The sequence below is a fragment of the Streptomyces griseorubiginosus genome (assembly GCF_001514195.1).
In the GTDB taxonomy this organism is placed as follows: Bacteria; Actinomycetota; Actinomycetes; order Streptomycetales; family Streptomycetaceae; genus Streptomyces; species Streptomyces griseorubiginosus.
Window position 1 is genome coordinate 85,280 of the sequence record NZ_KQ948747.1, and the last position, 20,224, is coordinate 105,503.

Sequence of the window (20,224 nt, forward strand, 5' to 3'; positions counted from 1 at the left end):
GTTCAGGATGTCCGCTCCCCGCTGCCCTGCAGCTGGCTGACGTGCCGCCGCTCCTCACAAGCACATCAGCCTCTTTACCGGTGTCGATCTGGTCCAGCATCAGTGCAGACAACAGCTCCTTCGGCGATAGCCGTGCCGCACCGGCTTCGTCCGCGGAGCGGCTGACTGCCGCTGCCTGTACCTGCCGTACGTGTGTGGACCGGGCACTGCTGCGCGGGTCGCCAGCCGCCTCATCGCATAAGCGGCCGCCGGTGAGGTGCCGAAGAAGGCGGGGCGGGGTTGTCAGTCGGCGGTTGGGGGCCGGTTGTCGAGAACGATGGTGACCTCGCCGTTCTGAGCATGCTTGGTGGTGCTGGCGGCGGTGACGGCCTGGTGGGTACGGGAGTGGATGGCGTGGGCGAGGGCCCAGGCGGCCAGGTCGTCGTCGGCGGGCTGGTTGAGGATGTGCTGGGTGGTCACCAGTACGGCGAGCAGGGAGCGGCCGGAGAGGTGGGTGTCGATCTGTCCGTCGGCGGTGTCGCTGATCTTGTCCGGCAGCCGGAAGTGGGCATGCGCGAGGGACTTTTCCACCAGGAAGGCCCAGGTGTCCTTGTGGCAGATCAGCCGGGCGGAGGAGACGGCTGCCGCTGCCAGCAGCCCGCGCCGGTATTCGGTCTGCTGCTCATTGATGACCGTGGGCTCGCTGCTCGCCGTGCCGGGTTCGGCAGGTACTGAGGGCGGCGCCGCGGCCGGGGCGGGGCCGGGCGCGGTGGGTTCGGTGCCGTCTTCTCGGGCAGGGGGCGCGGACGGCAAGGCACCCGCACTGTCCGCCACTTCGCCGTGAACGGCGGGAGCGTGCGAAGCACTGGCGAGTTCATCTGGTGCTCGCTCCGCGGCCTGCCCGTTCGCCGCGACCTGGTCCGCCGGCTCGGGCGGATCGCGATAGACGTGTCTGGCTCCGGTGGGCGGGGTGTCGTCGGCGACGTACGGGGCGTGCTGATCGGGCACGGGGATCTCGTCCTTCCGCTCGCCATCGAGGCCTGCCCCGGTCTCAAGGGCTGGGGCAGGCCTGGCTCCGATGGCTTCCTCGGCCGGTTGCACGGTGCCGGGGATGTGGGGCAGGCCCAGGGTGTGGGCCCAGGCCTGGGCGATCTCGCGGCGCAGGTCGTCGACAGCGGAGCGGACCTGGCCGAGGTCGCTGAGCATCCGTTCCTGGCGTCGGCGCAGTTCGCGGTTTTCCTCCCGTACGCCGGTGGTGCTGTAGGTGACGTGTTCCAGGACCTTGCTGTGGCGGCTCTCCTGGACCTGGTGCAGCGCCGTGATCCCGGTATGGCGATCGGCGAGCATCCGGCGGACCTCGCCGAGCTCACCGATGATCTTCTCGATGTCCCGTCGTGCCACGCGCCCTCCCTTCGCATTGACCGGGACATCCCTTTCCGCATGCTCGCGGACTGATGCTGCATTTTTCGGCCGTTTCGCGTATGCCGGACGGATCTGCCCGGGCGTGGGCCCGCCACTGACTGAGTTCCGTAAGTCGGCTTACGAAGCCCAGTGCTGTTTCGTCTGGCATGGCCGCGGCACGTGTTCTGGAATCGCTTCTTCAGAGGCCGCGGCCGGTTTGGCAGGCATGATGGCGCCCGCGCGGCGGCATGCGGGCACTACGCCGTGCGCTTCTACCGCAGAGGTGGGCCGGCGGTCAGTGCCGCCGAGCGCAAAGGGCCCCGGCAGGGCGGACACACACCCGTCATCCGGGTGCGGGGGCGCTCCCAGTGCCGCTTCTCCATCGCCGCCCTGGCCTGCTACAAGAAGGGCGAACGCTTGCGCCTGATCTACCGGCCCAAACGGCACGTCGACCACAGGCAGGGAGGCAGACGCAGCTTCATCTGGCCCGACTACCGCGACCTGCTCATCGTCGCCCACCAGCAACTCGGCGCACCGATCGTCCTCGTGTGGGACAATTGTGAGACTCATGGAGCGCCGTGCGGGGTCGGGTCTGACCCGGGGGACAACTGGCCCAGGCTGCCTTGTTGAGGATCTGTCGGCCCTGGTCCCGGGCGGTGCTTGCTGCCGTTCGGACCGGTGGATGTGTCCCGATAGGGCCGTCACAGGCCTGACCGCCCACCGGCCCGACGTTGGCTACAGCCCCATGCCGATCAAGGAGCCGCGTGACCATCACCAGCATGCCCCAGCCGACTCTGCCCCCACAGCCGGAAGATCCGCCGAGCGAGGACGTGATCCTGGGGGTGGACACCCACAAAGACGTGCATGCCGCCGCGGTGATCACGGTGCTCGGGGCGATGCTGGCCCACCAAGAATTCCCGGCGACCGCCGTCGGATACCGCCAACTCCTGGCCTGGGCCCGCTCTTTCGGCCGCTTGCGCCGGGCGGGTGTGGAATGCACCGGGATCCTACGGAGCGGCCCTGGCGCGTTACCTGAAGCGGGAGAACATCCAGGTAGTCGAGGTCAACCAGCCAGACCGCGCCATCCGCCGCAAGCGCGGCAAGACCGACGCCGTCGACGCGGAGGCCGCCGCTCGTGCGGTGCTGTCCGGGCGCGCTGACGTCATACCCAAACCCGGCGAGGGCCCAGCTGCCGATATGCGTGTGCCCCGGTTGGCGAAGGAGTCGGCCGTCAAAGGCCCGCACTCAGGCGAAGAACTAGCTCAAGGCCGTACTCCTCGGCGTCGATCCCGAGCTGCGCGAGGCCCTGTCCAACCTCAGCAACACAGTCCTGATCGCCACGTGCGCCGACCTTCCCGACGGCGACGATGCAGCCGTGTTCACGCTCCGCCTGCTGGCCCGGCGCATCCAGCAACTGACAGCCGAGGTCAAGGAGCTCGCCCGCCGGACCACCAAGGCCGTCCGTTGCTGGCATCCGCAGCTCCTCGACATCATCGGCCTCGGGTCAGACAGCGCCGCTGCCCTGCTGATCGCCGCCGGCGACAACCCGGAACGGCTGGCCAGCGAGGCATCATTCGCCGCTCTGTGCGGCGTCAGCCCCGTCGAGCAGTCCTCCGGAAAGACCCAGCGTCGCAGGCTGAACCGCGGAGGAAACCGGCAGGCCAACGCCGCCCTCTACCGCATCGTCATAACCCGCCTGCGCCGTGATGTCCGGACACGTCTCTACCTCGAACGTCGCACGAAACAGGGCATGTCGAAACGCGAGATCATCCGCTGTCTGAAACGCTTCGTCGCCCGCGAGATCTACGGTCAACTCCAGCCGCTGGCACCCCTAGACGAGTAGTTCCGATTGCGGGGTTCACGAACGGAGGGAGGGTGTCCAACATCGGGTTGTGACGACCGATTTACTGGCCCTAACAAAGCCTCTGGACATGGCGGTGGGTGATCAGGCAGACGGCGAGTCCGAGGAAGGCTTCGTGGATGTCGTCGCGTCGTTCCCAGCGGATGCGCAGGCGGCGGAAGCCGTGCAGCCAGGAGATGGTGCGCTCGACGACCCAGCGGAAGGTGCCCAGGCCGGTGCCATGCGGCTGGCCGCGTTCGGCGATCGCGGGCCGGATGCCGCGCTGCCGCAGGAGCCGGCGGTACTTGTCGTGGTCGTAGCCGCGGTCGGCGAAGAGCATGTCGGGCCGTCTGCGCGGCCGGCCGACGACGCCCGCCACTGCCGGGATCTTGTCCAGCAGCGGCAGCAGTTGGGTGACGTCGTTGCGGTTTCCGCCGGTCAGCGACACCGCGAGCGGGATGCCCTGGCCGTCGGTGATGATGTGGTGCTTGCTGCCCGGGCGTGCGCGGTCGACCGGACTGGGTCCGCTTTTGGGCCCCTGCGTGCGGCCCGGACGTGGGAGGAGTCGATCACCGCCCGGGACCAGTCCAGCTGGTTCTTCGAGCGCAGCTTGTTCAGCAGCAGCTGGTGCAGCTGGTCCCAGACGCCGGCCTCGTTCCACGCGGCCAGGCGTCGCCAGCAGGTCATTCCCGAGCCGAAGCCCAACTCCTGGGGCAGGTACTCCCACTGAATGCCGGTGTGCAGGACGAACAAGATGCCGCACAGAGCCTGCCGGTCGGGCACTCTCGGCCGCCCCTCGACCTGCTTCGGCGGCGGCTCGGGCAACAACGGCTCGATCAGCGACCACAGTTCGTCCGACACGATCCACGGCCGCGACTGACGCTTCCCCATGTCCTCATCAACGAGCGATCAAGCCGACAGTCACATGATCAACCGCTTTTGTTAGAGCCAGTTAGACACCCTCTTGACGGCACTGTACGTGCATGTCGATGACCGTTTGAAGACCCCGCGGTGGCGTGGACGTCCTCCGCGGCTGACCGATGCCGAACTGGTGACCCTGGCGGTGGCCCAGGCCGTGCTGGGCTTCCACTGCGAGGCCCGATGGGTGCGCTTCGCTCACGCGCACCTGCACCGCATGTTCCCGTACCTGCCCCAGCGCCCGGCCTACAACAAGCGGCTGCGAGCCGCATTGCCCCTGGTCAAACGGGCCATCCGGTCGCTGGTCGCAGACACCGACCTGTGGCTGGACGATGTGTGGATCGTGGACTCCACTCCCGTCGAGTGCGCCCGCTCCCGCGAGACCGTCAAACGCTCCGGCCTAGCCGGCTGGGCCGGCTACGGCTACTGCCGCTCCCACTCACGCTTCTACTGGGGTCTGAAGCTGCATCTGGTGTGCACCCCGGCCGGCCTGCCCGTCACGTGGGCCCTGGCCGACCCCAAGGTCGACGAACGGCAGGTCCTGGCCGCGCTGATCGACGACGAACCGCATCTGGCAGCTGCCCGGCCGGGGCTGCTGATCCTGGCGGACAAGGGCTACATCGCCGCCGAACTCGACCGCTTCCTCGCCGCCCGCGGCATCAGCCTGCTCCGGCCGTTCTACCGCAACCGCGGCACCCCACAGCCCGCAGAAGCCCTGCTCAAGACGGTCCGCCAGCTGATCGAGTCGGTCAACGACACCCTCAAGGGCCAACTCGACCTCGAACAGCACGGCGGACGCACCATCGAGGGCGTCGGCGTCCGGGTGGCCCAGCGGATCCTGGCGATGACCTGCGCAATCTGGCACAACCGCGCCATCGGCGCACCCGTCACCAGGTCACTCATCGCCTACGACCACGGAGCCACATCGGAACTACTCGTCTAGCTGTGTCGCCTCCTGCCACTTGACGCAACATAGGGGCATCCTGAACGTGCACAGAGACCGCCGGCTGCGGGAGTTCATCGCCACCCACGACTGGGTTACCTGCTACTTCCTGCCGTCTTACGCACCGGATCTCAACCCCGTCGAGGGCATCTGGTCACTGCTGCGACGCAACAGCCAGGCCAACACCGCAATCAGCGACCCCGACCACCTCATCAGCGCGCTTCGGCACGGTCTCCGTCAGATCCAGTACCGCAGCAATCTCGTCGATGGATGTCTCGCCGAAACCGGCCTCATCTTGACGACACCACGGCAACAACGTCAGTAGACAAGGCGGCCGTCGGCCACTCGAGTGGCGGCCTGCTTGAGCCTACTTAGCAGCGGCACAGCCTCGACGTGGATCACCCCAGGGAGACCACCTAGCTGCTCAGTGACATAGCTGAAGAGCTCAACGCTATCGCGGCAGGTTACTGCGGCCACGATGTTCGCAGAGCCCGTGATCGCAGCGACCCAACTGGTCTGCCGATGCGAGGAGAGCGCCTCACAGACCGTGACAATGAGGTTCGGTGAGACTTGGAGGAGCAGCGTGGCGGAAACTCGATAGCCGAATGCTTCCAACATCACGTCCACGTCCACGGTGACCGCACCACTATCCAGGAGCGCCTGGAGACGGCCTCTGACGCGGGACAGCGGCCAGTTGAGGGTACGGGACAGCGCAGACGCAGTGGATCTGCCGTCCCGGCGCAGTTCCTCCAAAAGTGCGCGGTCTTCGAGGAGCACCGGACTGCACGTCTCCTCCCGTCGGCGAGGATCGCGCCCCTCAAGGAGATGTCGCTTCGCGTCCTCGCTCAGCGGCTCCTCGAAACCAGACCACTCAGCAGGGCCGCCAGAGTACGAGTGCAGCACCAGGTGAGCGGTGAACGAGAGCACTTCTGCCGTGTGTGAGATCCGGGGCAGCACTCCCGTGCCGCAGGCTGCATCGTGGGGCAGGGTCGTGGTGCACATCAGCTCCGCACCGCCGGAGTGCAGTGCAACCCAGGAAACGTCGTCCCGCGCAGCAAGCACATCGCCCAGGTGGGCAGCGGCAGCAGGGCGGCACTGCAGTCGCAGCAGCCAGAGCCCCCGTCTGGAAGAAGCAGCTGCTTCAGTAACCAGGACGCGGAGCACACCTGCCCCGCGCATGGCGCGGTAGCGGCGTGTCGCAGTCTGCTCCGATACCCCCACTACCTCCGCGATGCGTCGCATCGGGGCCCGCCCGTCGAGCATCAGGCATTGGAGGATTTGTTGATCCACGGCGTCCATGAGTGCAGTTTAGTTCTCTCGGCCCGATCTCATGGAAGTAACTATCCAATATTGGCTGATCCTTAGAGCTTTTGGGGTCGCGTGGCGAGCATTCAAGTCATGAGCGTTTTGAACCACCAGATCGTCTGGGCACGCGACGCTGAGACCTCGGCCCGCTTTCTGGCCGACATGCTGGGTTTCGAGCCCCCGGTGAAACTGGGCCATTTTGTGATGGTGCAGGTTAGTCCTGACATCACTTTCGACTTCATGACCACCGACCGTGACATCACGGCTCAGCACTACGCCTTCCTGGTCAGCGAGGAAGAGTTTGACGTGATCATCGGCCGGGTGCGGGAGTGCGCCCTAGAGTACTGGGCGGACCCCAAGCATCAGGACGCGAGCAACATCAACCGCCTCGATGACGGACGCGGCGTCTACTTCAACGACCCCAGCGGTCATGAGCTGGAGATCATCACACGCCCCTATGGCAGTGGCGGGCTCGACGCCGAGCACGTCAACCCGCTGCTCATGGAGGAGCTCGCGGCGAGCGGGAAGCTTCCGGACCTTTCATGACCGCATTGACCGACCGTTCCCTCGTTCAGGTTTTGATAGCGAGCACTCGGCCGAACCGCGCAGGCGAACCCACCGCACGTTGGGTCGCCGAACAGGCTGCCACGGGCGGTGTCTTCGACATCGAAGTTGTCGACCTGGCCAAGGTCAACCTACCGATGCTCGCCGAACCAGGGCACCCAAGCGAGCGAAATTATCAGCTGCCGTCCACGCGCGCGTTCAGCGAGGTCATAGACCGCGCGCGGCGGCATAGGTTTTCGTGATGCCGGAGTACAACCACAGCTACAACGCCGCCTTGAAGAACGCCCTGGACCACCTGTTCTGGGAAGGGCGCGGCAAGCCGGTCATATTGGTCAGCTATGGCGGCGTGGCCGCCGGCGCTCGAGCCGCGGCGGCACTGGAACCGGTGCTGATCTCGCTCCAACTGCATGTGGTCGGCTTCGTCCCGATCCCGCTCACCGACCAACTCCCCCCTTCACGACGACAGGCGGTCGCTCCGTCCTACCGAACCGATCGAGCACAGCCTCACCAATGCCCTGGACGCTCTGCGCCGAGCCATACAGCAGAGAACGGTCTGACCGAGCGCCAGATCACCCCAGCAGTCTTCGAAAGAGAACTACCATGCCGAAATTCACCGAGCTGGACCTTCATGTCGCACTCGCTGACCAGCTTGAGGAGGGGGGCGGACCAGTCATCCTCGTCAACCTCTTGTGCGTCGCCCCCGAAGACGTCGACCAACTGCTGCTGGCTTGGTCCACCGACGCGGCTGCCCTGAAGAATCAACCGGGCTTCATCTCCACCCAGCTGTACCGCGGTATCGCTGGCAGCAGCGCCTTCCTCAATTACGCTGTCTGGGAGTCAACAGACCACTATCGGGCAGCCCGACTTGACGACAGCGCTCGCGCAGCCGCTCGCGAGCTCTACCCGGCCAGCCTCGTCGCCACCCCGCATCTGTTTCGAAAGCAGGCTGTGCCGGGAATCTGCGTGGCCTGACAATTTGATGCGTGGTAGCGGTGTAATACGCGCCTGGCTTGCTGGCGGCAACCTGGGAAGGGAGGCGAATCCCGAGATAGCGTCCCGAACCGGGCTGCCGTGCCAGATCGAGATCGCTCGGGCAAGCCGGCGTTGGCGGCTATCGGGCCTTCCCCCGGTGTTTGCCCTCCTGCTGACGCACCAACTCCCGTAAGAGGCCGTTGAGCTGGGCGAAGATGCCGTCGGATTGCCACTTGGCGAAGTAGCCGTAGACCGTGTTCCAGTTCGGGAAGTCGTGCGGCAATAGCGCCACTGCACCCCGGTGCGGTCCACGTACAGGATCGCGTTCATGATTTCGCGCAGGTCATGCTCGGGCGGCCGACCGAAGTCCAGGGCCCGACGCCGGCGTTCGAAGCGCCACGCGGACAGCACCGGCCCGATCGGGCATCGGACAGATCACTCGGATACGCACGTCGGTCGGCCATGTCCTGGACGTACCGCCGGCCGGGGGCGTGCGCCCAGGCGGGCATCCTGCCTGGTGGAAGCACGGAACAGATCCGGGCATCCTGGAATGAGACAGGCGTAAGCCGACCTGGGCCCCAGACTTCACACCATCGGCCTCAGGAAGCAAGACCACCATCGCCGTGCCGGCCGGTGGTTGGCACGAGCGTGAACGTCTTGTGCCTCTTCGACCGGCAGGTTCAGCTCGCAGACGGTGGTCGAGCCACTGGCGCCGCTGCCGTCCGCGGTGGTCGTCCGGCGGCCGGGGCTCGGGGCCGGGCGGCACGGCGGAGCGCCGTGTCCGTCAGCCGCGGTCGGCGCCGATCATTTCGGCGGCGCGCTCGCCCACGACCATGGACGGGGCCATTGTGTTGGCGATCGTGACGTGGGGGAGGACCGAGGCGTCGGCGACCCGCAGACCGTCGATGCCGTGGACCTTGAGCCGGCTGTCCACGACGGCGAGGCTGTCGCGTCCCATCCTGGCCGTGCCGCACTGGTGCCAGAAGGTCTCGACGGAGTCCCGCACGAACTCCTCGCAGACGGACCTTGAGGACGTTGCGGGAGACACCTCCCGCTCGGCGAACGGACGCAGCGCCGCGGAGTTGCCGATCTCCCGGGCCATGGCGACGGCGGCCAGGGCGGACCGCAGGTCTTCGGGGTCGGCGAGGAAGTTCGTCTCGATGCGTGGCCGGTCCAGCGGATCGGTGCTTGCAAGCTGGACGCGACCGCGGCTGCCACCGCGCGTGCGCATGGCCGGCATCAGAGTGAAACTCCTCGCCGGTGGCGGGAACTGGGCGGCGCTCTCGGCGGATACGGAGGCGGTGGGGGAGAGGTACATGACGAATTCCGGTGCTCCCGGCCGTGTGTCGTCGGTCCACATGCAGACCGCTTGACTGCGTGTGGGTGCGGGCATCGGCACGTCTTTGGCCTCCCAGACGCAGCCGAGGCGCATGTGGTCGTCGAGGTTGCGGCCGACGCCCGGAAGATGCTGGACGGTCGGGATGCCAAAGGGGCGCAGTTCGGACTCGTCGCCGATTCCGGAACGCATGAGGACGGCCGGTGTGCCGATCGCGCCGAGGGAGAGGATCACCTCCTGCGAGGCGCCGGCCCGCAGGGTCCTCCCGTCGTGGATGATTTCGACGCCGATGGCCCGGCGGCCGGTGAGCAGGACGCGGGAGACGGTCGTGTGCGGCAGGACTGTCAGGTTCGGTCGGCCCACGAGGTCGGCGACGTAGGCGCGGAAGGGGGTCTGGCGCTGCCCCGCGTGGATGTTCTCCTCGCGTACGGCGCAGCCAATGTCCTTCTCCATCATGGCGCCGTTGGAACTGTCGAAGCGGGGCAGACCCACGCTCTGGGCGCCGTCCAGGTAGGAGGTGAACAGCGGGTGCACGTCCTGCGCCGGTCGGATGCGCAGGGGCCCTCCGCTGCCCCGGCGATCGGGATCGGCCGGGCCCTGCCAGTCCTCGATCCTGCGATAGATCTCCAGCGCATGGGCGTAACCCCAGTCGGGGTCATCCGTCGCCTCGGCAAAGGAGTCCCAGTCGCTCTGGTGACCGCGGGCCCACACGCCCGCGTTGATGGCGCCTCCGCCACCCAGTCCGCGGCCCGTCGCGTAGTCCAGCCGACGGCCGTTCAGGTGCCAGTTCGGCGCCGTGACATGGTCCCATGTCCGCTCGCTGCCGAGGTTGAGCGGCCACAGGTCCGGATCCCGCACGCTGTCGGCGTAGTCGTCGCCACCGCTCTCCACGAGCAGCACGGTGACATCGGGGTCGGCCGCGAGTCGGCCGGCGACGACGGAGCCCGCGGTACCGGCGCCGCACACGATGTAGTCGAAAGTCTTGCCCTCGTCGATATGGTCTGCGAGGTCAAGCCGCCGCAAATGTGGTGCCGCTGCGGTGCCGTCGTGCCCGGGCCCGTTGCTCACGTCCATCTTCCCCTCAGGTCGTCGGGGCCTGCTCCGTCGAAACGGGCGCTCCGCCGTCGGCGCCGTCCCCGCCGCCCAAGGGCGGGCCGCCGACAGGTCGCTGCCCATCATGCCCCGGCCCCGGCCCCAGGCCGCCCGCCGCGAGCGCGGCTTTCCCCGGCGTACGGGCACTCGGGAACAAACAGGCAAGACCGAGGGCAGTCACTGGTTCTCTGGGTTCCGGTTACAGCACCAGCTGGAGCCGCATGCCGCCCGATATCTCGAGGCGCTCGACGTTGATCCAGCGCACGACGTCCCGGATGGCACCGCCGTTGAGGTCCCGTGCCCGGTTCGGTGAGTTCGGCGGCGCAGACTGTCGGCGCCTCTCAACGAACCATCGTGAACCGGACACGATCCAACGACGCCGAAGCCCTGAGGCAGGATGAGGCTGTCGTCAGGGTCTGTAGCTTCGGTGTCCGACAGATGCAGGTCCTGCGCGGCGAAGAGCGCCAGCGACTGCTCGACGGTCCGCTGTCTCCGGACGAGCGCCGACGTCCTCTTCCAATCCATGGAAGACGATGCAGTACGAGGCCGTCGCCGTCATCGCGGGCACCCGCAAGGAACACCGCCCGTCGACGCCGCCTTCGAACAGTGCTGTGAGGCCACCAGCGCAATCGGCGTGCAGCGATCGTTCGTAAGCATCTCGTCGCGGCCAATGCCGACTGCGCGAACGCGATTTGACCAAGCACGCTGAGCTCTCCGCATCGAGGGCCGATGCGTTGCGTGAACGCGGCGCTGCCGAGCAGGCGGCAATCCTGGCCGCCGAGGTGGCGATGTGCGTGTTCCGCGGTGCGCTCGCCCGGTGGCACGGCGAGCCGGAGCACCGGGATCTGCGGACGCTTTCCGTGACAGTTGCGACAAGTTGTCGTCCGTACGCGCCGACCGCTCGAGCGACCAGGGACTGCCGACCACCTCACGGCTCAGCGCGCTGCACCGCCGTCACGTCGGGCAGCGGACTGCCGAGTAGGCGGCCCTCGTCAGTCAGGCGACCTCGCGCGAACAGTGCAGATGTGCTCAGTGCTCTTCGTGTTCTTGCGTGGTCGGGTCGGTGCGGGTGAGGCCGGTGAGCAGTAGGTCGATCATCTGGCGTGCGTGGTAGTCGGGGAACGTTTCGACTCCGATGCACAGGTTGCCGACGGCGAGCATGAGGTCGTACGCGCGGACGTCGGGGCGTGTGGAGCCCGCGGCGGCGGATGCCGTCAGCAGTCGATCGAGGACGGGCAGAAGGCGTTCGACGAACTCGTTGTGCAGGTTCTCGAACCCGGCCTGGTCGGAGTGCATGGCTTCGGCGAGGCCGTGCTTGGTGACCAGGAAGTCGGCGAATCGGTGCACCCACGTGCGCAGGGCCTGGTAGGGCGGGTCGGTGGCGGAGTCCGTGGGGTCCGTGGGTGTGGTGGTGGCGAGGGCGTCGACCTGGTGTTTGAAGACGGCGACTACCAGATCCGCCCGGGTGGGGAAGTGGCGGTAGATGGTGCCCATGCCGAGTCCTGACTCGGCGGCGATCTCCCGCACGGGGGCGTGGACGCCGGCGCGTACGAACACAGCCGCCGCGGCGTCCAGCAGAGCCCGTTCGTTGCGGCGGACGTCGGCTCGATTGCGGCCTGCGGGAGACGGATCGGTCGAGGGTGTGGGCATCGGGAGGGCCTCCGCTTGTAAAACGGAGCAACGCTCCGTACGCTCGAAACCGGAGCGGCGCTCCGTATTTGTCATTTTGGCAGATGCCGCGCGCTCCGAGCCACTCGACGTTCTTTGAAAGGCGCCATGCCATGAGCACCGCACCCCTCGGCCGCAGCGATTCCGCCGTCCCGGTCGTCTCCGTCCGGCCGATCACGCTGTCCGCCCCCGACCGTGGTGACGATCTGCGGGTACGGGTCACCGCGCCGGCAACCGGTCACCACCTGCCCGTCGTGGTCTTCTCGCACGGCATGACCCTGGGCATGGACGACTACGCACCGCTGGCCGACTTCTGGGCCGCCCATGGGTTCGTCGTCATCCAGCCCACCCACCTCGACTCACTGGGCCTGCCCCCCGACGACCCCCGCAACCCGCTGATCTGGCGCATTCGCACCGACGATCTGACCGGCATCCTGGACCAGCTCGACGCCGTAGCAGCCGCTGTGCCCGGGCTGGCCGGCCGCATCGATCACGACCGCATCGCGGTCGCTGGACACTCCTGGGGCGCACAGACCGCCAGCACCCTTGCGGGCGCACGGGTGATCGACGCGGACGGCACGGCCGGTGAGAGCATGGCCGATTCCCGGGTGAGGGCGGCGGTGCTGCTGTGCCTGCCCGGAACCGGCGGCGCCGACCTGAGCCCGCTGGCCGTCCAGTACTTCCCGTTCATGAGCCCTGATTTCGCCGAGCTGAAGACTCCGAGCCTCGTGGTCGCAGGCGACGCGGACCAGTCCCCGCTGACGGTGCGCGGCCCGGACTGGTTCACCGACGGCTACCGTCTGGGCCCGGGTGTCACCGATCTGCTGACCCTGTTCGGCGCGGAACACGGACTCGGCGGCATCCAGGGATCCCACGACACGCGGACCACCGACGAAAGCCCCGAGCGTGTCGCGCTCGTCCAGCAGACGACCCTCGCGTACCTGCGCACCGCGCTCGGCCTCGACGACGATGCCTGGCCCACCGCCCGGCTGTCGCTGGCCGAGGTCGGCGAACCGCTGGGGAAGATCGACTCGAAGTGACCAGCCCCCTCGCCCCTGCCCGCGGACCCAGTTTCGGAATCATGACCGCCCCCGCACAGGTGGCATACGACGACGTCCTCCGGGTCTGGCGCGAGGCAGACGGCATCCCGCAGATCGAACACGCCTGGCTGTTCGACCACCTCATGCCGCTCGGCGGAGACCCGAACGGTCCCACCTTCGAGGGCTGGACACTGCTGTCCGCTCTCGCTGCCCGCACCGAGCGGCTGCGGCTCGGCGTGATGGTCACCAGCAACAGGTTCCGCCCACCGGCCCTGCTGGCCAAGATCGCCGCCACCGTCGATGTCGTCTCCGGCGGCCGGCTCGAGTTCGGCATCGGCGTCGGCTCGCGGCCCGATGCACCGCACGCCCGCCGTGAGTACGCAGCTCACGGCCTTACCTTCCACGACAGCACCCACGCGGTGGAAAGCCTCGCAGAAGCGTGCACGATCATCCGCCGGCTGTGGACCGAAACCGCACCGTTCGACTTCCATGGTGACCACCACCACCTGACGGGGGCGTTCTGCAGTCCCAAACCCCTCCAGCGCCCCCGTCCGCCGATCCTCATCGGCGGACAGGCCACCCCGACGCTGCGCGTGGCGGCCGAGCACGCCGACCGCTGGAACATGCCCGGCGGCAGCATCGAAAAGGCGATCGGGCGTAGCACCGCACTGGACCGGCTGTGCATCGAGATCGGCCGCAACCCGGCCGAGATCACCCGATCCATCGTCCTGCCCGTCTCCTACGACCGTCCCCAGGACACCCGCAACACCATCCGCGCGGCGCTCGACGGCGGGTTCAGCCACATCGTCCTCGGACTCCACGCGCCCTATCCGCCCGCGGTCGCCCGCTGGGCCGCCGACACCATCATCGCCCCCCTCTCCGACAAGATCACCGCTCCCTGAATCCGAGGAACCGCCGATGCCCAGGACGCACCCGCCACTCGACCCGCAGCTCGCCGCAGTACTGGCGGTCGTCCACGACCACCTGTCACCGACTATCACCGCCGACGACATCGAGGAACTGCGCGCCAACCCCATGTTCGCGGTCCCGGACGAGGTCCTCACGCGCCACGGGACCGTCCACTTGCAGAACCTGTCCGTACCCGGCCCACCGGGTGCTCCCGATATCTCGCTGCTCGTCCTCAAGCCGGTGGGCTCGACGGCAGGCGCGCCCGTCTTCTATTACATGCACGGTGGCGGCATGATCATCGGCGATCACCGTACCGGGGTGGCGGGCGTGCTGGACTGGGCCGTCGACACCGGGGCGGTGGTGGTGTCGGTGAACTACCGCCTGGCACCGGAACACCCCGACCCGGCCCCGGTCGAAGACTGCTACGCGGGGCTCTTGTGGATTCACGAACATGCCGCCGAGATCGGCGGCGACCCCGAACGCATCGTCGTCGCCGGGGCGAGCGCCGGCGGCGGGCTCGCGGCCGGCGTGACCCTCCTGGCGCGCGACCGCGGCGGCCCCCCGCTGCTGGGACAGGTACTCATGTGCCCGATGCTCGACGACCGCTTCCTCACCCCCAGCAGCCGGGAACTCGAAGGCGAGGGGGTCTGGGACGCCACCAGCAACGCGACCGGATGGAACGCACTGCTCGGCGAACGCAGGGGCGGCGACCAGGTGAGCATCTACGCCGCCCCGGCCCGGGCGACCGACCTGGCGGGCCTGCCCAGCGCGTTCGTCGATGTGGGCTCCGTCGAGACCTTCCGCGACGAGGACATCGACTACGCCGCCAGGCTGCTCCAGGCCGGCGTCCAGTGCGAACTGCACGTCTGGCCGGGCGGTTTCCACGGATTCGACGGCATGGCACCACTGGCCGCGCTGTCCCAGACTGCGTCGGCGACCCGAACCGCCTGGGTCCGGCGGCTCCTGACCACGAGCTGACATCCAGCAGACGGAGCCGGCGTGAACGCGCACGGATCCGACACCTTTGTCAAACCGACCGCAGAGCACCTTGCGAGGAACGATGGACGCGGACGACGTCGCCAGGCCGCACGGAGAAGCATCGCTGACCAATCGGGGCCGCTGGGGCGCTGACGACGATCGGGGCACCCTGAACTTCATCACCGCCGCGGCACGCGCCCGCGGCGTGGCCCAGGCCACGACGGGCCGTGTCGTCTCCCTGGCTCACCCGATCACACCGGTGCCCATGGCCGCCCCCGTCGCATTCGCCGAGCACGGCATGCCGTCCGCCGTCCTTCAGGCGTTAACGTTCACCGGTTCGCCCACGCCCGCCTTGACCGATGTCCTACTGATCAACGTCCACCACGCGCGGTCGACACACATCGATGCCTTGGCGCACATACCGGTTGGCAACACCGTATACCCCGGCATCTCCGTCGCAGACGCAACCGCCGGGGCGACGGTCGGCCGGAGTTCGTCCTCGGCGTTCGTCGACGGGATCGTCACCCGGGGGGTCTTCCTCGACCTGGCACCGCGGGGACGGCTCCCCGAGAACCATGTCGTGACCGCGGACGACCTGGCGGCAGCCGAGAGGCGCCAGGGAGTGCGCGTCGAGTCCGGCGACGCGCTCGTCGTACGCGGGGGATGGGTCGCCGCAGACGATCCCTTCGGCCCCCTGCCGACCTCCTCGCTGAGCGCCGTCGAGTGGATGGCGGAGCGGGAAGTGTGTCTGTATGCCGGTGACATCGGCGACAAGCTCCCCGAACCGTCAGCCGCGGCACCCGTGTTGCACAACATTGGCCTTGCCCAGCTGGGGATGCCATTGATCGACTGCGTCAACGTGGCCGGACTCGCACAGGTGTGCGCCGAGATCGAGCGCTACAGCTTCCTGTTCACGCTCGGCACGATTCCCGTGCGTAGCGCCACCGGGCTTCCGGTCAATCCGCTGGCGATCTTTTAACTTGACTCTGAAGCTTCTATAGGTCGTCATAGCCGCAGATGTCGATCGTGCGCTGGTGAGGTGGTGATAGACCTCCCGCGCGACGAAGGGTGTGTCAGTTTAACGGCCCTGTCTCACATTCGGTGGTAACGGGGAGTCGTGAGGGCCGTTGGCATCCTCGTGAAGGATGCCAACGAGCTTGTGCAGACGGTGTTTTCGGGCCTGGCCCCGTTGGTCATCGAGGGTGTGGCCGACGAGGGTGAGCGGATCGTGGTGCGGGCACGGACTCCGCAGGACACTGCCGACCTGTCCGGTGTGCGGGGCGTCGTCGGGACGCGTGCATGGCTATCACTGGCGGACGGCCGCCGACGTACCGGTCGACGACTGTCGGCTGGTGGTCCGTGTGCGGGTGCGGCGTCTGGTGTGCCCCACCGATCGCCGCCTGGGGCCAGGTCGAACGAGCCCCGCACCGCCTCGGTGACCGCGAGTCGCCGCAGTCCCATCGAGTGCCGTTCCCCGGGTAGCCTCAGGGCCTCATCGGCCGGGTGAACATTGGCCGCGCCAGGTCCGCGGTGAGCGATCCGCTCCACGCGCACCAGGCCGAACATGCAGGCTAAGCAGCGTGCGTGGCCCGCCTCCCGCCACGGGCCGAGGCCGGCCGTCGGGGCCGATGACCGGCGGATGTGCACCGGCTCGTACCGCCACCACCTCCCGCCGGGCCCGCAGGTCCAGATGGTCCTGCAGCAGTTGCCGCAGCAGCGTGCGTCCCGCCGCTTCCAGGTGCTCTTCCAGCTCATCATGGGTCCACAGCGTGGCCGTCTGCTCTGACAACGCGGCTGTCAGCGACTCGAAGTCACTGATCGAGCGGGCAAAAGGGTCAGCACTCGTGTGCACGTCATACGGGGCAGGGTCCGCACGTGTGAGACCGGTGGAAGGCTGTCGCACCATGAGCAACCTGAGGCGAGCCGCTCTCGTCTTCTCCACGATCGCCGTGACCAGCACGGCTACACTCACCGTCGCCGGAACAGCGACGGCCGGAACAATGTCCGACCGGGTGTCGCTCACCGACACCAGCATATGGTCCGGGCCCGTCGACAACGGTCCGGTACCCGACAGCACGCCGGTGTCGGAGACCATCTACCTGGCAGTCAAGGACCCGACCGCGCTGGCTGGCAAAGCAAAATCCGTGTCGGATCCGAATAGTCCAGGCTACGGACGGTTCATGCGTCCGGATCGGATTCGCGAAACCAACCAACTCGATCGAGCACAGGTTGATCGAGTCCGTGACTGGTTGACTGCCTCAGGCCTGAGCGTGACCGAGCCGGATTGGCGGCACCTGAAGGTGACCGGCACGATCGGCCAGCTCAACGCCGCCTTCGCGGTGACCTTTCACGACTATAGCGTTCCGCCCGAAAACCTGTTCAAAAGTCACTTCCTGGCGTCGCCCACCGATCTCAGCGTGCCGGCCGAGCTGGGTGCCCTGGTGCTGGGCGTCGGGAGGAGCGAGATTCCCGTGCAGGACGTGCAGGACGCCGGCCTAGCCGTGCCGGAGCAACCGGTGGAGCGTCGCCCGCATGTCGACGAGGCTGTGGCCGCGAACTGTTCACAGTACTGGGGCCAGCTGCCCGCGACCGGGACGCCGCAAGTGAACGGCGCGACTGCGCCGTTGGCGCCGTGCGGGTACACGCCGAATCGGCTGCGGCACGTGTACGGGCTCGACAGCCTTGGTCTCACCGGTGCTGGACAGACCGTCGCCGTGGTGTCGTCGTCGATGGACACCCTCGAGAAGGACATCAACACCTGGTCGGACCACGTCGGGACGCAACAGCTCCGCCCTGGGCAGCTCACCAGGGTGCCGTCACCGGACGGCTCTCCCGCGAGAGAACCCGGCAACGGCGGGTTCAGCGCGATGATCGAGGCCAACCTCGACGCCGAGGCGGTGCACGGCATCGCACCGGACGCGAACATCGTCGCCATCGGGGAATCCACCGCGCAAGGCGGGAATCTGCTGGCCAGCCTCAGTTACGCGCTGGATCACACTCACGCGAGCATCGTGTCCGCGTCGTTGGAGAACACTCCCCCGCCGGGGTTGCAGAAAGCCTTCGACCAGATCTTCCAGGAGGGCGCGCTGCAGGGCGTGGGGTTCTACTTCTGCGCCGGTGACGGTGGTGTTCAGCTCAACGACAGCGGCGGCGACTGGCTGAACGGCTATGCGGGCAGCAGCTGGGTGACCGCGGTCGGCGGCACTTCGGTGGCGATCGGCCCGGACGGCGGGCGTGCGTGGGAAACCGGCTGGGGCGACTCGGTCAGCCCGTTGTCCGAGGACGGCACTTCCTGGGGACAGGCGCAGGCCGACGGGGGCACCGGCGGTGGCCGGACCACCGGACGGCCACAACCGTGGTACCAGCAGGGTGTGGTCCCGGATCGTTACGCCCTCACCCCGGACGGGAGCCGCAGCCGGGTCGGCCCCGACGTCGCCATGGACGCGGATCTCCTGACCGGCTTGGTGATCGGCGGCACCCCTCTGGCCGGCCTGGGCTCACCTACCACCGATCCGGGCACCTGGCACTACGTCGAGCACACTTTCGGCGGGACCAGCCTGTCCACTCCCCTGTTCGCCGGAGTGCAGGCGCTCGCCCAACAGGCGCGGGGCGGCAAACCACTCGGCTTCGCCAACCCGATCATGTATCAGCGCGCCCACAGGTCCACATTCCGCGATGTCACGGCGTACAAGCTGCCGGGCGGAGGTGTCCCGACAGCCGTACGCTATGTGTCGGACGGCAAGGGAGGCAGCACCCCGGTGCTCTACACGTTCCTTGCCAGCCAGCTGCCAGAACCTGAGGACGGATTCACCCCTCCTGAGGTCGGGCCCGGGTTCGACACCGAGACCGGGCTCGGCACCCCGACCGGGGCCTATCTGTTCTCCTTCGTCAGCAGCTGAGCTTGGCGTTTCCTGACTTCGGCTCGTCAGGGTGAACGTTCGTGAATTCCCTGATGGGTTTGGTGTGTGTGAGATATGCGGATGAGGGAGGGCTGACTCCTGCAGGACGTCAGCGCCGGGAGACCGTGCGGTTTGCAGGCGGCCGAGTTGTTCGAATAGAAGATGAAGCCGACGGAGGTGGCACGGCGGCTGTGGGTGAGCCTGCAGTCGGCATACCGGTGGCGCCCGTTGTGGTGGGAACACGGGGCGCAGGCGCTGGCGTCCCGTGGCTCGAGCGGATCGCGATGCCGTCTGTCCCCACGCTGTCTGGAGAAGTTGGCCGCGTACCTCGACGAGGGACCGGCCGCGCACGGCTGGGTGGAGGACCAGTTGTGGACCGTGGCGAGGGTGGCTGCCCTGACAGGCAGGAAGTTCCACGTCGCCTACTGCGTCTCGGGTGTCACGAGGCTGATGCACCGGCTCGCCTTCAGCCCGCAGGTCCCCGCACGGCGGGTCGCCGAGCGCGACGATCAGGCCGTGACCTCTTGGAAGGAGGCGACCTGGGCGGAGGTGAAATAGCCCGGGTGTCCTGCGGAGGCTACATCTGCTTCGAGGGTGCAGCCGGTTTCACCCGTAGACCGACCAAAGGACGCACCTGAGGCCGACGCGGAGTGACCCCGCAGCGACGGTGAGCGGCCGTCGTTCGGGACGGCTGTCCGCGGCTGGGCTCCGCCCCTTCGGCGAGCGCGACACGCTCCAGGTCAGTGGTGCGGAGAAATTCGGCGGTCTTGCCCGGCATGTCGAGGGTGACCGGCACCTTCGGGCGGGGGCGTCGGCCTCGTTGGCGGTGCGGTCGGGCAGGAGGCTGGTGACGGCGGTGCGGATCGCCCCGCGGCTGACGCCGTGGTCGCGGGCAAGGGCGGCGATCGAGCGGCCTTCGAGGTACGTGGTTCGCACGGTGTCGGTCTCGTCGGCCGCCACGGCGGGGCGGCGCCCGCCCTTGCTGCCCCTGGCCTCAGCGGCCCGCAGCCCGTCGTAGCTCAACTCGCGTTGGCGGTCGCCCTGGAGCTCGCCGACAGCGGCGAGGGTCTGCAGCATGAACTGCACGGTGGACAGCAGCTCATGGATGCGCAGCGCCACCTGGTCGCACTGGAGGACGTCGAGCACAGTGAAGGTGCGGCCGGTGCCGCGGACGAGCCGGAACATCTCGGAGATGGGCACGATGCCCCGGGCCGCGCGTAAGTGAGCAGTTCGCGGAACTTCGGGCGCTGGGGCGGGTGGAGGCGGCTGGAGGTGCCGAGGTCCTCCTCGAAGACGACCGGGTCCTCGATCCCGGCCGCGTCCAGCACGAGGTTCTGCCGGGCGGTCGACTGCTGGTCGGTCGAGACTCGCTTGTAGGGC

At 67.9% G+C, this 20,224-nt stretch carries 14 protein-coding genes and 9 pseudogenes; 16 read left to right on the forward strand and 7 right to left on the reverse strand.

What is annotated here, in order from left to right:
* Nucleotides 1–282: 282 nt before the first annotated feature.
* Nucleotides 283–1,380: a hypothetical protein gene (locus tag AQJ54_RS39455; protein ID WP_062245998.1), complete on the reverse strand. Its 1,098-nt coding sequence runs from the start codon at nt 1,378–1,380 to the stop codon at nt 283–285.
* A gap of 330 nt (nt 1,381–1,710) precedes the next feature.
* Here AQJ54_RS39455 and AQJ54_RS47090 point away from each other — a divergent pair.
* Together AQJ54_RS47090 and AQJ54_RS47880 are read left to right on the forward strand one after the other, a co-directional pair.
* Nucleotides 1,711–1,950: pseudogene (locus tag AQJ54_RS47090) on the forward strand (IS630 family transposase); the annotation flags it as partial.
* Nucleotides 1,951–2,159: 209 nt separating this feature from the next.
* Nucleotides 2,160–3,223: pseudogene (locus AQJ54_RS47880) on the forward strand (IS110 family RNA-guided transposase).
* A gap of 70 nt (nt 3,224–3,293) precedes the next feature.
* On the opposite strand, the pseudogene AQJ54_RS44370 reads toward AQJ54_RS47880, so the two are convergent.
* Nucleotides 3,294–4,111: pseudogene (locus AQJ54_RS44370) on the reverse strand (IS5 family transposase).
* 73 nt (nt 4,112–4,184) lie between these two features.
* Here AQJ54_RS44370 and AQJ54_RS39480 point away from each other — a divergent pair.
* Together AQJ54_RS39480 and AQJ54_RS39485 are read left to right on the forward strand one after the other, a co-directional pair.
* Nucleotides 4,185–5,081, forward strand: coding sequence for an IS982 family transposase (locus AQJ54_RS39480; protein ID WP_062246000.1), 897 nt, complete (start codon nt 4,185–4,187; stop codon nt 5,079–5,081).
* Between the two features lie 40 nt (nt 5,082–5,121).
* A pseudogene (locus AQJ54_RS39485) lies at nt 5,122–5,406 on the forward strand (transposase); the annotation flags it as partial.
* Here the strand turns inward: AQJ54_RS39485 and AQJ54_RS39490 are convergent.
* The gene (locus AQJ54_RS39490; protein WP_062246003.1) at nt 5,400–6,380 is read right to left on the reverse strand and encodes an Lrp/AsnC family transcriptional regulator; all 981 of its coding nucleotides are present in this window, start codon (nt 6,378–6,380) and stop codon (nt 5,400–5,402) included. The pseudogene AQJ54_RS39485 and the gene AQJ54_RS39490 overlap by 7 nt on opposite strands.
* Before the next feature lie 99 nt (nt 6,381–6,479).
* On the opposite strand from AQJ54_RS39490, the gene AQJ54_RS39495 reads away from it, so the two are divergent.
* The 4 genes and pseudogenes from AQJ54_RS39495 (at nt 6,480) to AQJ54_RS39500 (ending at nt 7,922) form a co-directional block, all read left to right on the forward strand.
* Nucleotides 6,480–6,932: a VOC family protein gene (locus AQJ54_RS39495; RefSeq protein WP_062246133.1), complete on the forward strand. Its 453-nt coding sequence runs from the start codon at nt 6,480–6,482 to the stop codon at nt 6,930–6,932.
* Nucleotides 6,929–7,192, forward strand: coding sequence for an NADPH-dependent FMN reductase (locus AQJ54_RS46475; RefSeq protein ID WP_211278633.1), 264 nt, complete (start codon nt 6,929–6,931; stop codon nt 7,190–7,192). The genes AQJ54_RS39495 and AQJ54_RS46475 overlap by 4 nt, the downstream gene beginning before the upstream one ends.
* Nucleotides 7,192–7,308, forward strand: a pseudogene (locus tag AQJ54_RS47515) (NADPH-dependent FMN reductase); the annotation flags it as partial. The gene AQJ54_RS46475 and the pseudogene AQJ54_RS47515, both read left to right, overlap by 1 nt.
* 242 nt (nt 7,309–7,550) lie before the next feature.
* Nucleotides 7,551–7,922, forward strand: a complete 372-nt coding sequence (locus AQJ54_RS39500) for an antibiotic biosynthesis monooxygenase family protein (protein WP_062246005.1) — start codon at nt 7,551–7,553, stop codon at nt 7,920–7,922.
* 160 nt (nt 7,923–8,082) lie between these two features.
* Here the strand turns inward: AQJ54_RS39500 and AQJ54_RS39505 are convergent.
* The 3 genes and pseudogenes from AQJ54_RS39505 to AQJ54_RS39515 form a co-directional block, all read right to left on the reverse strand.
* Nucleotides 8,083–8,386, reverse strand: a pseudogene (locus AQJ54_RS39505) (transposase); the annotation flags it as partial.
* A 320-nt stretch (nt 8,387–8,706) separates the two neighbouring features.
* Complete coding sequence (locus AQJ54_RS39510) at nt 8,707–10,326, reverse strand: GMC family oxidoreductase (RefSeq protein WP_159055613.1); 1,620 nt, start codon at nt 10,324–10,326, stop codon at nt 8,707–8,709.
* A gap of 1,053 nt (nt 10,327–11,379) precedes the next feature.
* A complete protein-coding gene (locus tag AQJ54_RS39515; protein WP_062246009.1) occupies nt 11,380–12,000 on the reverse strand; it encodes a TetR/AcrR family transcriptional regulator in 621 nt (206 codons plus the stop codon).
* A 131-nt stretch (nt 12,001–12,131) separates the two neighbouring features.
* On the opposite strand from AQJ54_RS39515, the gene AQJ54_RS39520 reads away from it, so the two are divergent.
* From AQJ54_RS39520 to AQJ54_RS44380, 5 genes and pseudogenes are all read left to right on the forward strand, one after another.
* Nucleotides 12,132–13,058 (forward strand): alpha/beta hydrolase family protein, encoded by a 927-nt coding sequence (locus tag AQJ54_RS39520; protein ID WP_062246011.1) that lies wholly within the window; start codon nt 12,132–12,134, stop codon nt 13,056–13,058.
* 41 nt (nt 13,059–13,099) lie between these two features.
* Nucleotides 13,100–13,960 (forward strand): LLM class flavin-dependent oxidoreductase, encoded by an 861-nt coding sequence (locus AQJ54_RS39525; protein WP_062246012.1) that lies wholly within the window; start codon nt 13,100–13,102, stop codon nt 13,958–13,960.
* 16 nt (nt 13,961–13,976) lie between these two features.
* Nucleotides 13,977–14,945 carry an alpha/beta hydrolase gene (locus AQJ54_RS39530; RefSeq protein WP_079070232.1) on the forward strand — a complete coding sequence of 323 codons (969 nt, stop codon included), beginning with the start codon at nt 13,977–13,979 and terminating at the stop codon, nt 14,943–14,945.
* A gap of 82 nt (nt 14,946–15,027) precedes the next feature.
* Nucleotides 15,028–15,924 carry a cyclase family protein gene (locus AQJ54_RS39535; RefSeq protein ID WP_062246016.1) on the forward strand — a complete coding sequence of 299 codons (897 nt, stop codon included), beginning with the start codon at nt 15,028–15,030 and terminating at the stop codon, nt 15,922–15,924.
* A gap of 153 nt (nt 15,925–16,077) precedes the next feature.
* Nucleotides 16,078–16,336 (forward strand): annotated as a pseudogene (locus tag AQJ54_RS44380) (transposase family protein); the annotation flags it as partial.
* Nucleotides 16,337–16,349: 13 nt separating this feature from the next.
* Here AQJ54_RS44380 and AQJ54_RS47100 read toward each other — a convergent pair.
* A pseudogene (locus AQJ54_RS47100) lies at nt 16,350–16,851 on the reverse strand (ISKra4 family transposase); the annotation flags it as partial.
* On the opposite strand from AQJ54_RS47100, the gene AQJ54_RS39540 reads away from it, so the two are divergent.
* The 3 genes and pseudogenes from AQJ54_RS39540 (at nt 16,850) to AQJ54_RS47890 (ending at nt 20,065) form a co-directional block, all read left to right on the forward strand.
* Nucleotides 16,850–18,844 carry a S53 family peptidase gene (locus AQJ54_RS39540; protein WP_079070233.1) on the forward strand — a complete coding sequence of 665 codons (1,995 nt, stop codon included), beginning with the start codon at nt 16,850–16,852 and terminating at the stop codon, nt 18,842–18,844. The pseudogene AQJ54_RS47100 and the gene AQJ54_RS39540 sit on opposite strands and share 2 nt — an antisense overlap.
* 68 nt (nt 18,845–18,912) lie before the next feature.
* A pseudogene (locus AQJ54_RS47885) lies at nt 18,913–19,560 on the forward strand (helix-turn-helix domain-containing protein); the annotation flags it as partial.
* A gap of 313 nt (nt 19,561–19,873) precedes the next feature.
* Nucleotides 19,874–20,065 (forward strand): hypothetical protein, encoded by a 192-nt coding sequence (locus AQJ54_RS47890; RefSeq protein ID WP_428843819.1) that lies wholly within the window; start codon nt 19,874–19,876, stop codon nt 20,063–20,065.
* Nucleotides 20,066–20,224: the final 159 nt, after the last annotated feature.

Excerpts from the sequence above, each read along its gene's own strand:
- AQJ54_RS46475 (WP_211278633.1), top strand. The coding sequence starts at position 6,929 with ATGACCGCATTGACCGACCGTTCCCTCGTTCAGGTTTTGATAGCGAGC.
- AQJ54_RS39525 (WP_062246012.1), top strand. The coding sequence starts at position 13,100 with ATGACCGCCCCCGCACAGGTGGCATACGACGACGTCCTCCGGGTCTGG.
- AQJ54_RS39495 (WP_062246133.1), top strand. The coding sequence starts at position 6,480 with ATGAGCGTTTTGAACCACCAGATCGTCTGGGCACGCGACGCTGAGACC.
- AQJ54_RS39490 (WP_062246003.1), bottom strand. The coding sequence starts at position 6,380 with ATGGACGCCGTGGATCAACAAATCCTCCAATGCCTGATGCTCGACGGG.
- AQJ54_RS39500 (WP_062246005.1), top strand. The coding sequence starts at position 7,551 with ATGCCGAAATTCACCGAGCTGGACCTTCATGTCGCACTCGCTGACCAG.
- AQJ54_RS39540 (WP_079070233.1), top strand. The coding sequence starts at position 16,850 with ATGAGCAACCTGAGGCGAGCCGCTCTCGTCTTCTCCACGATCGCCGTG.
- AQJ54_RS39515 (WP_062246009.1), bottom strand. The coding sequence starts at position 12,000 with ATGCCCACACCCTCGACCGATCCGTCTCCCGCAGGCCGCAATCGAGCC.
- AQJ54_RS39535 (WP_062246016.1), top strand. The coding sequence starts at position 15,028 with ATGGACGCGGACGACGTCGCCAGGCCGCACGGAGAAGCATCGCTGACC.
- AQJ54_RS39520 (WP_062246011.1), top strand. The coding sequence starts at position 12,132 with ATGAGCACCGCACCCCTCGGCCGCAGCGATTCCGCCGTCCCGGTCGTC.
- AQJ54_RS39530 (WP_079070232.1), top strand. The coding sequence starts at position 13,977 with ATGCCCAGGACGCACCCGCCACTCGACCCGCAGCTCGCCGCAGTACTG.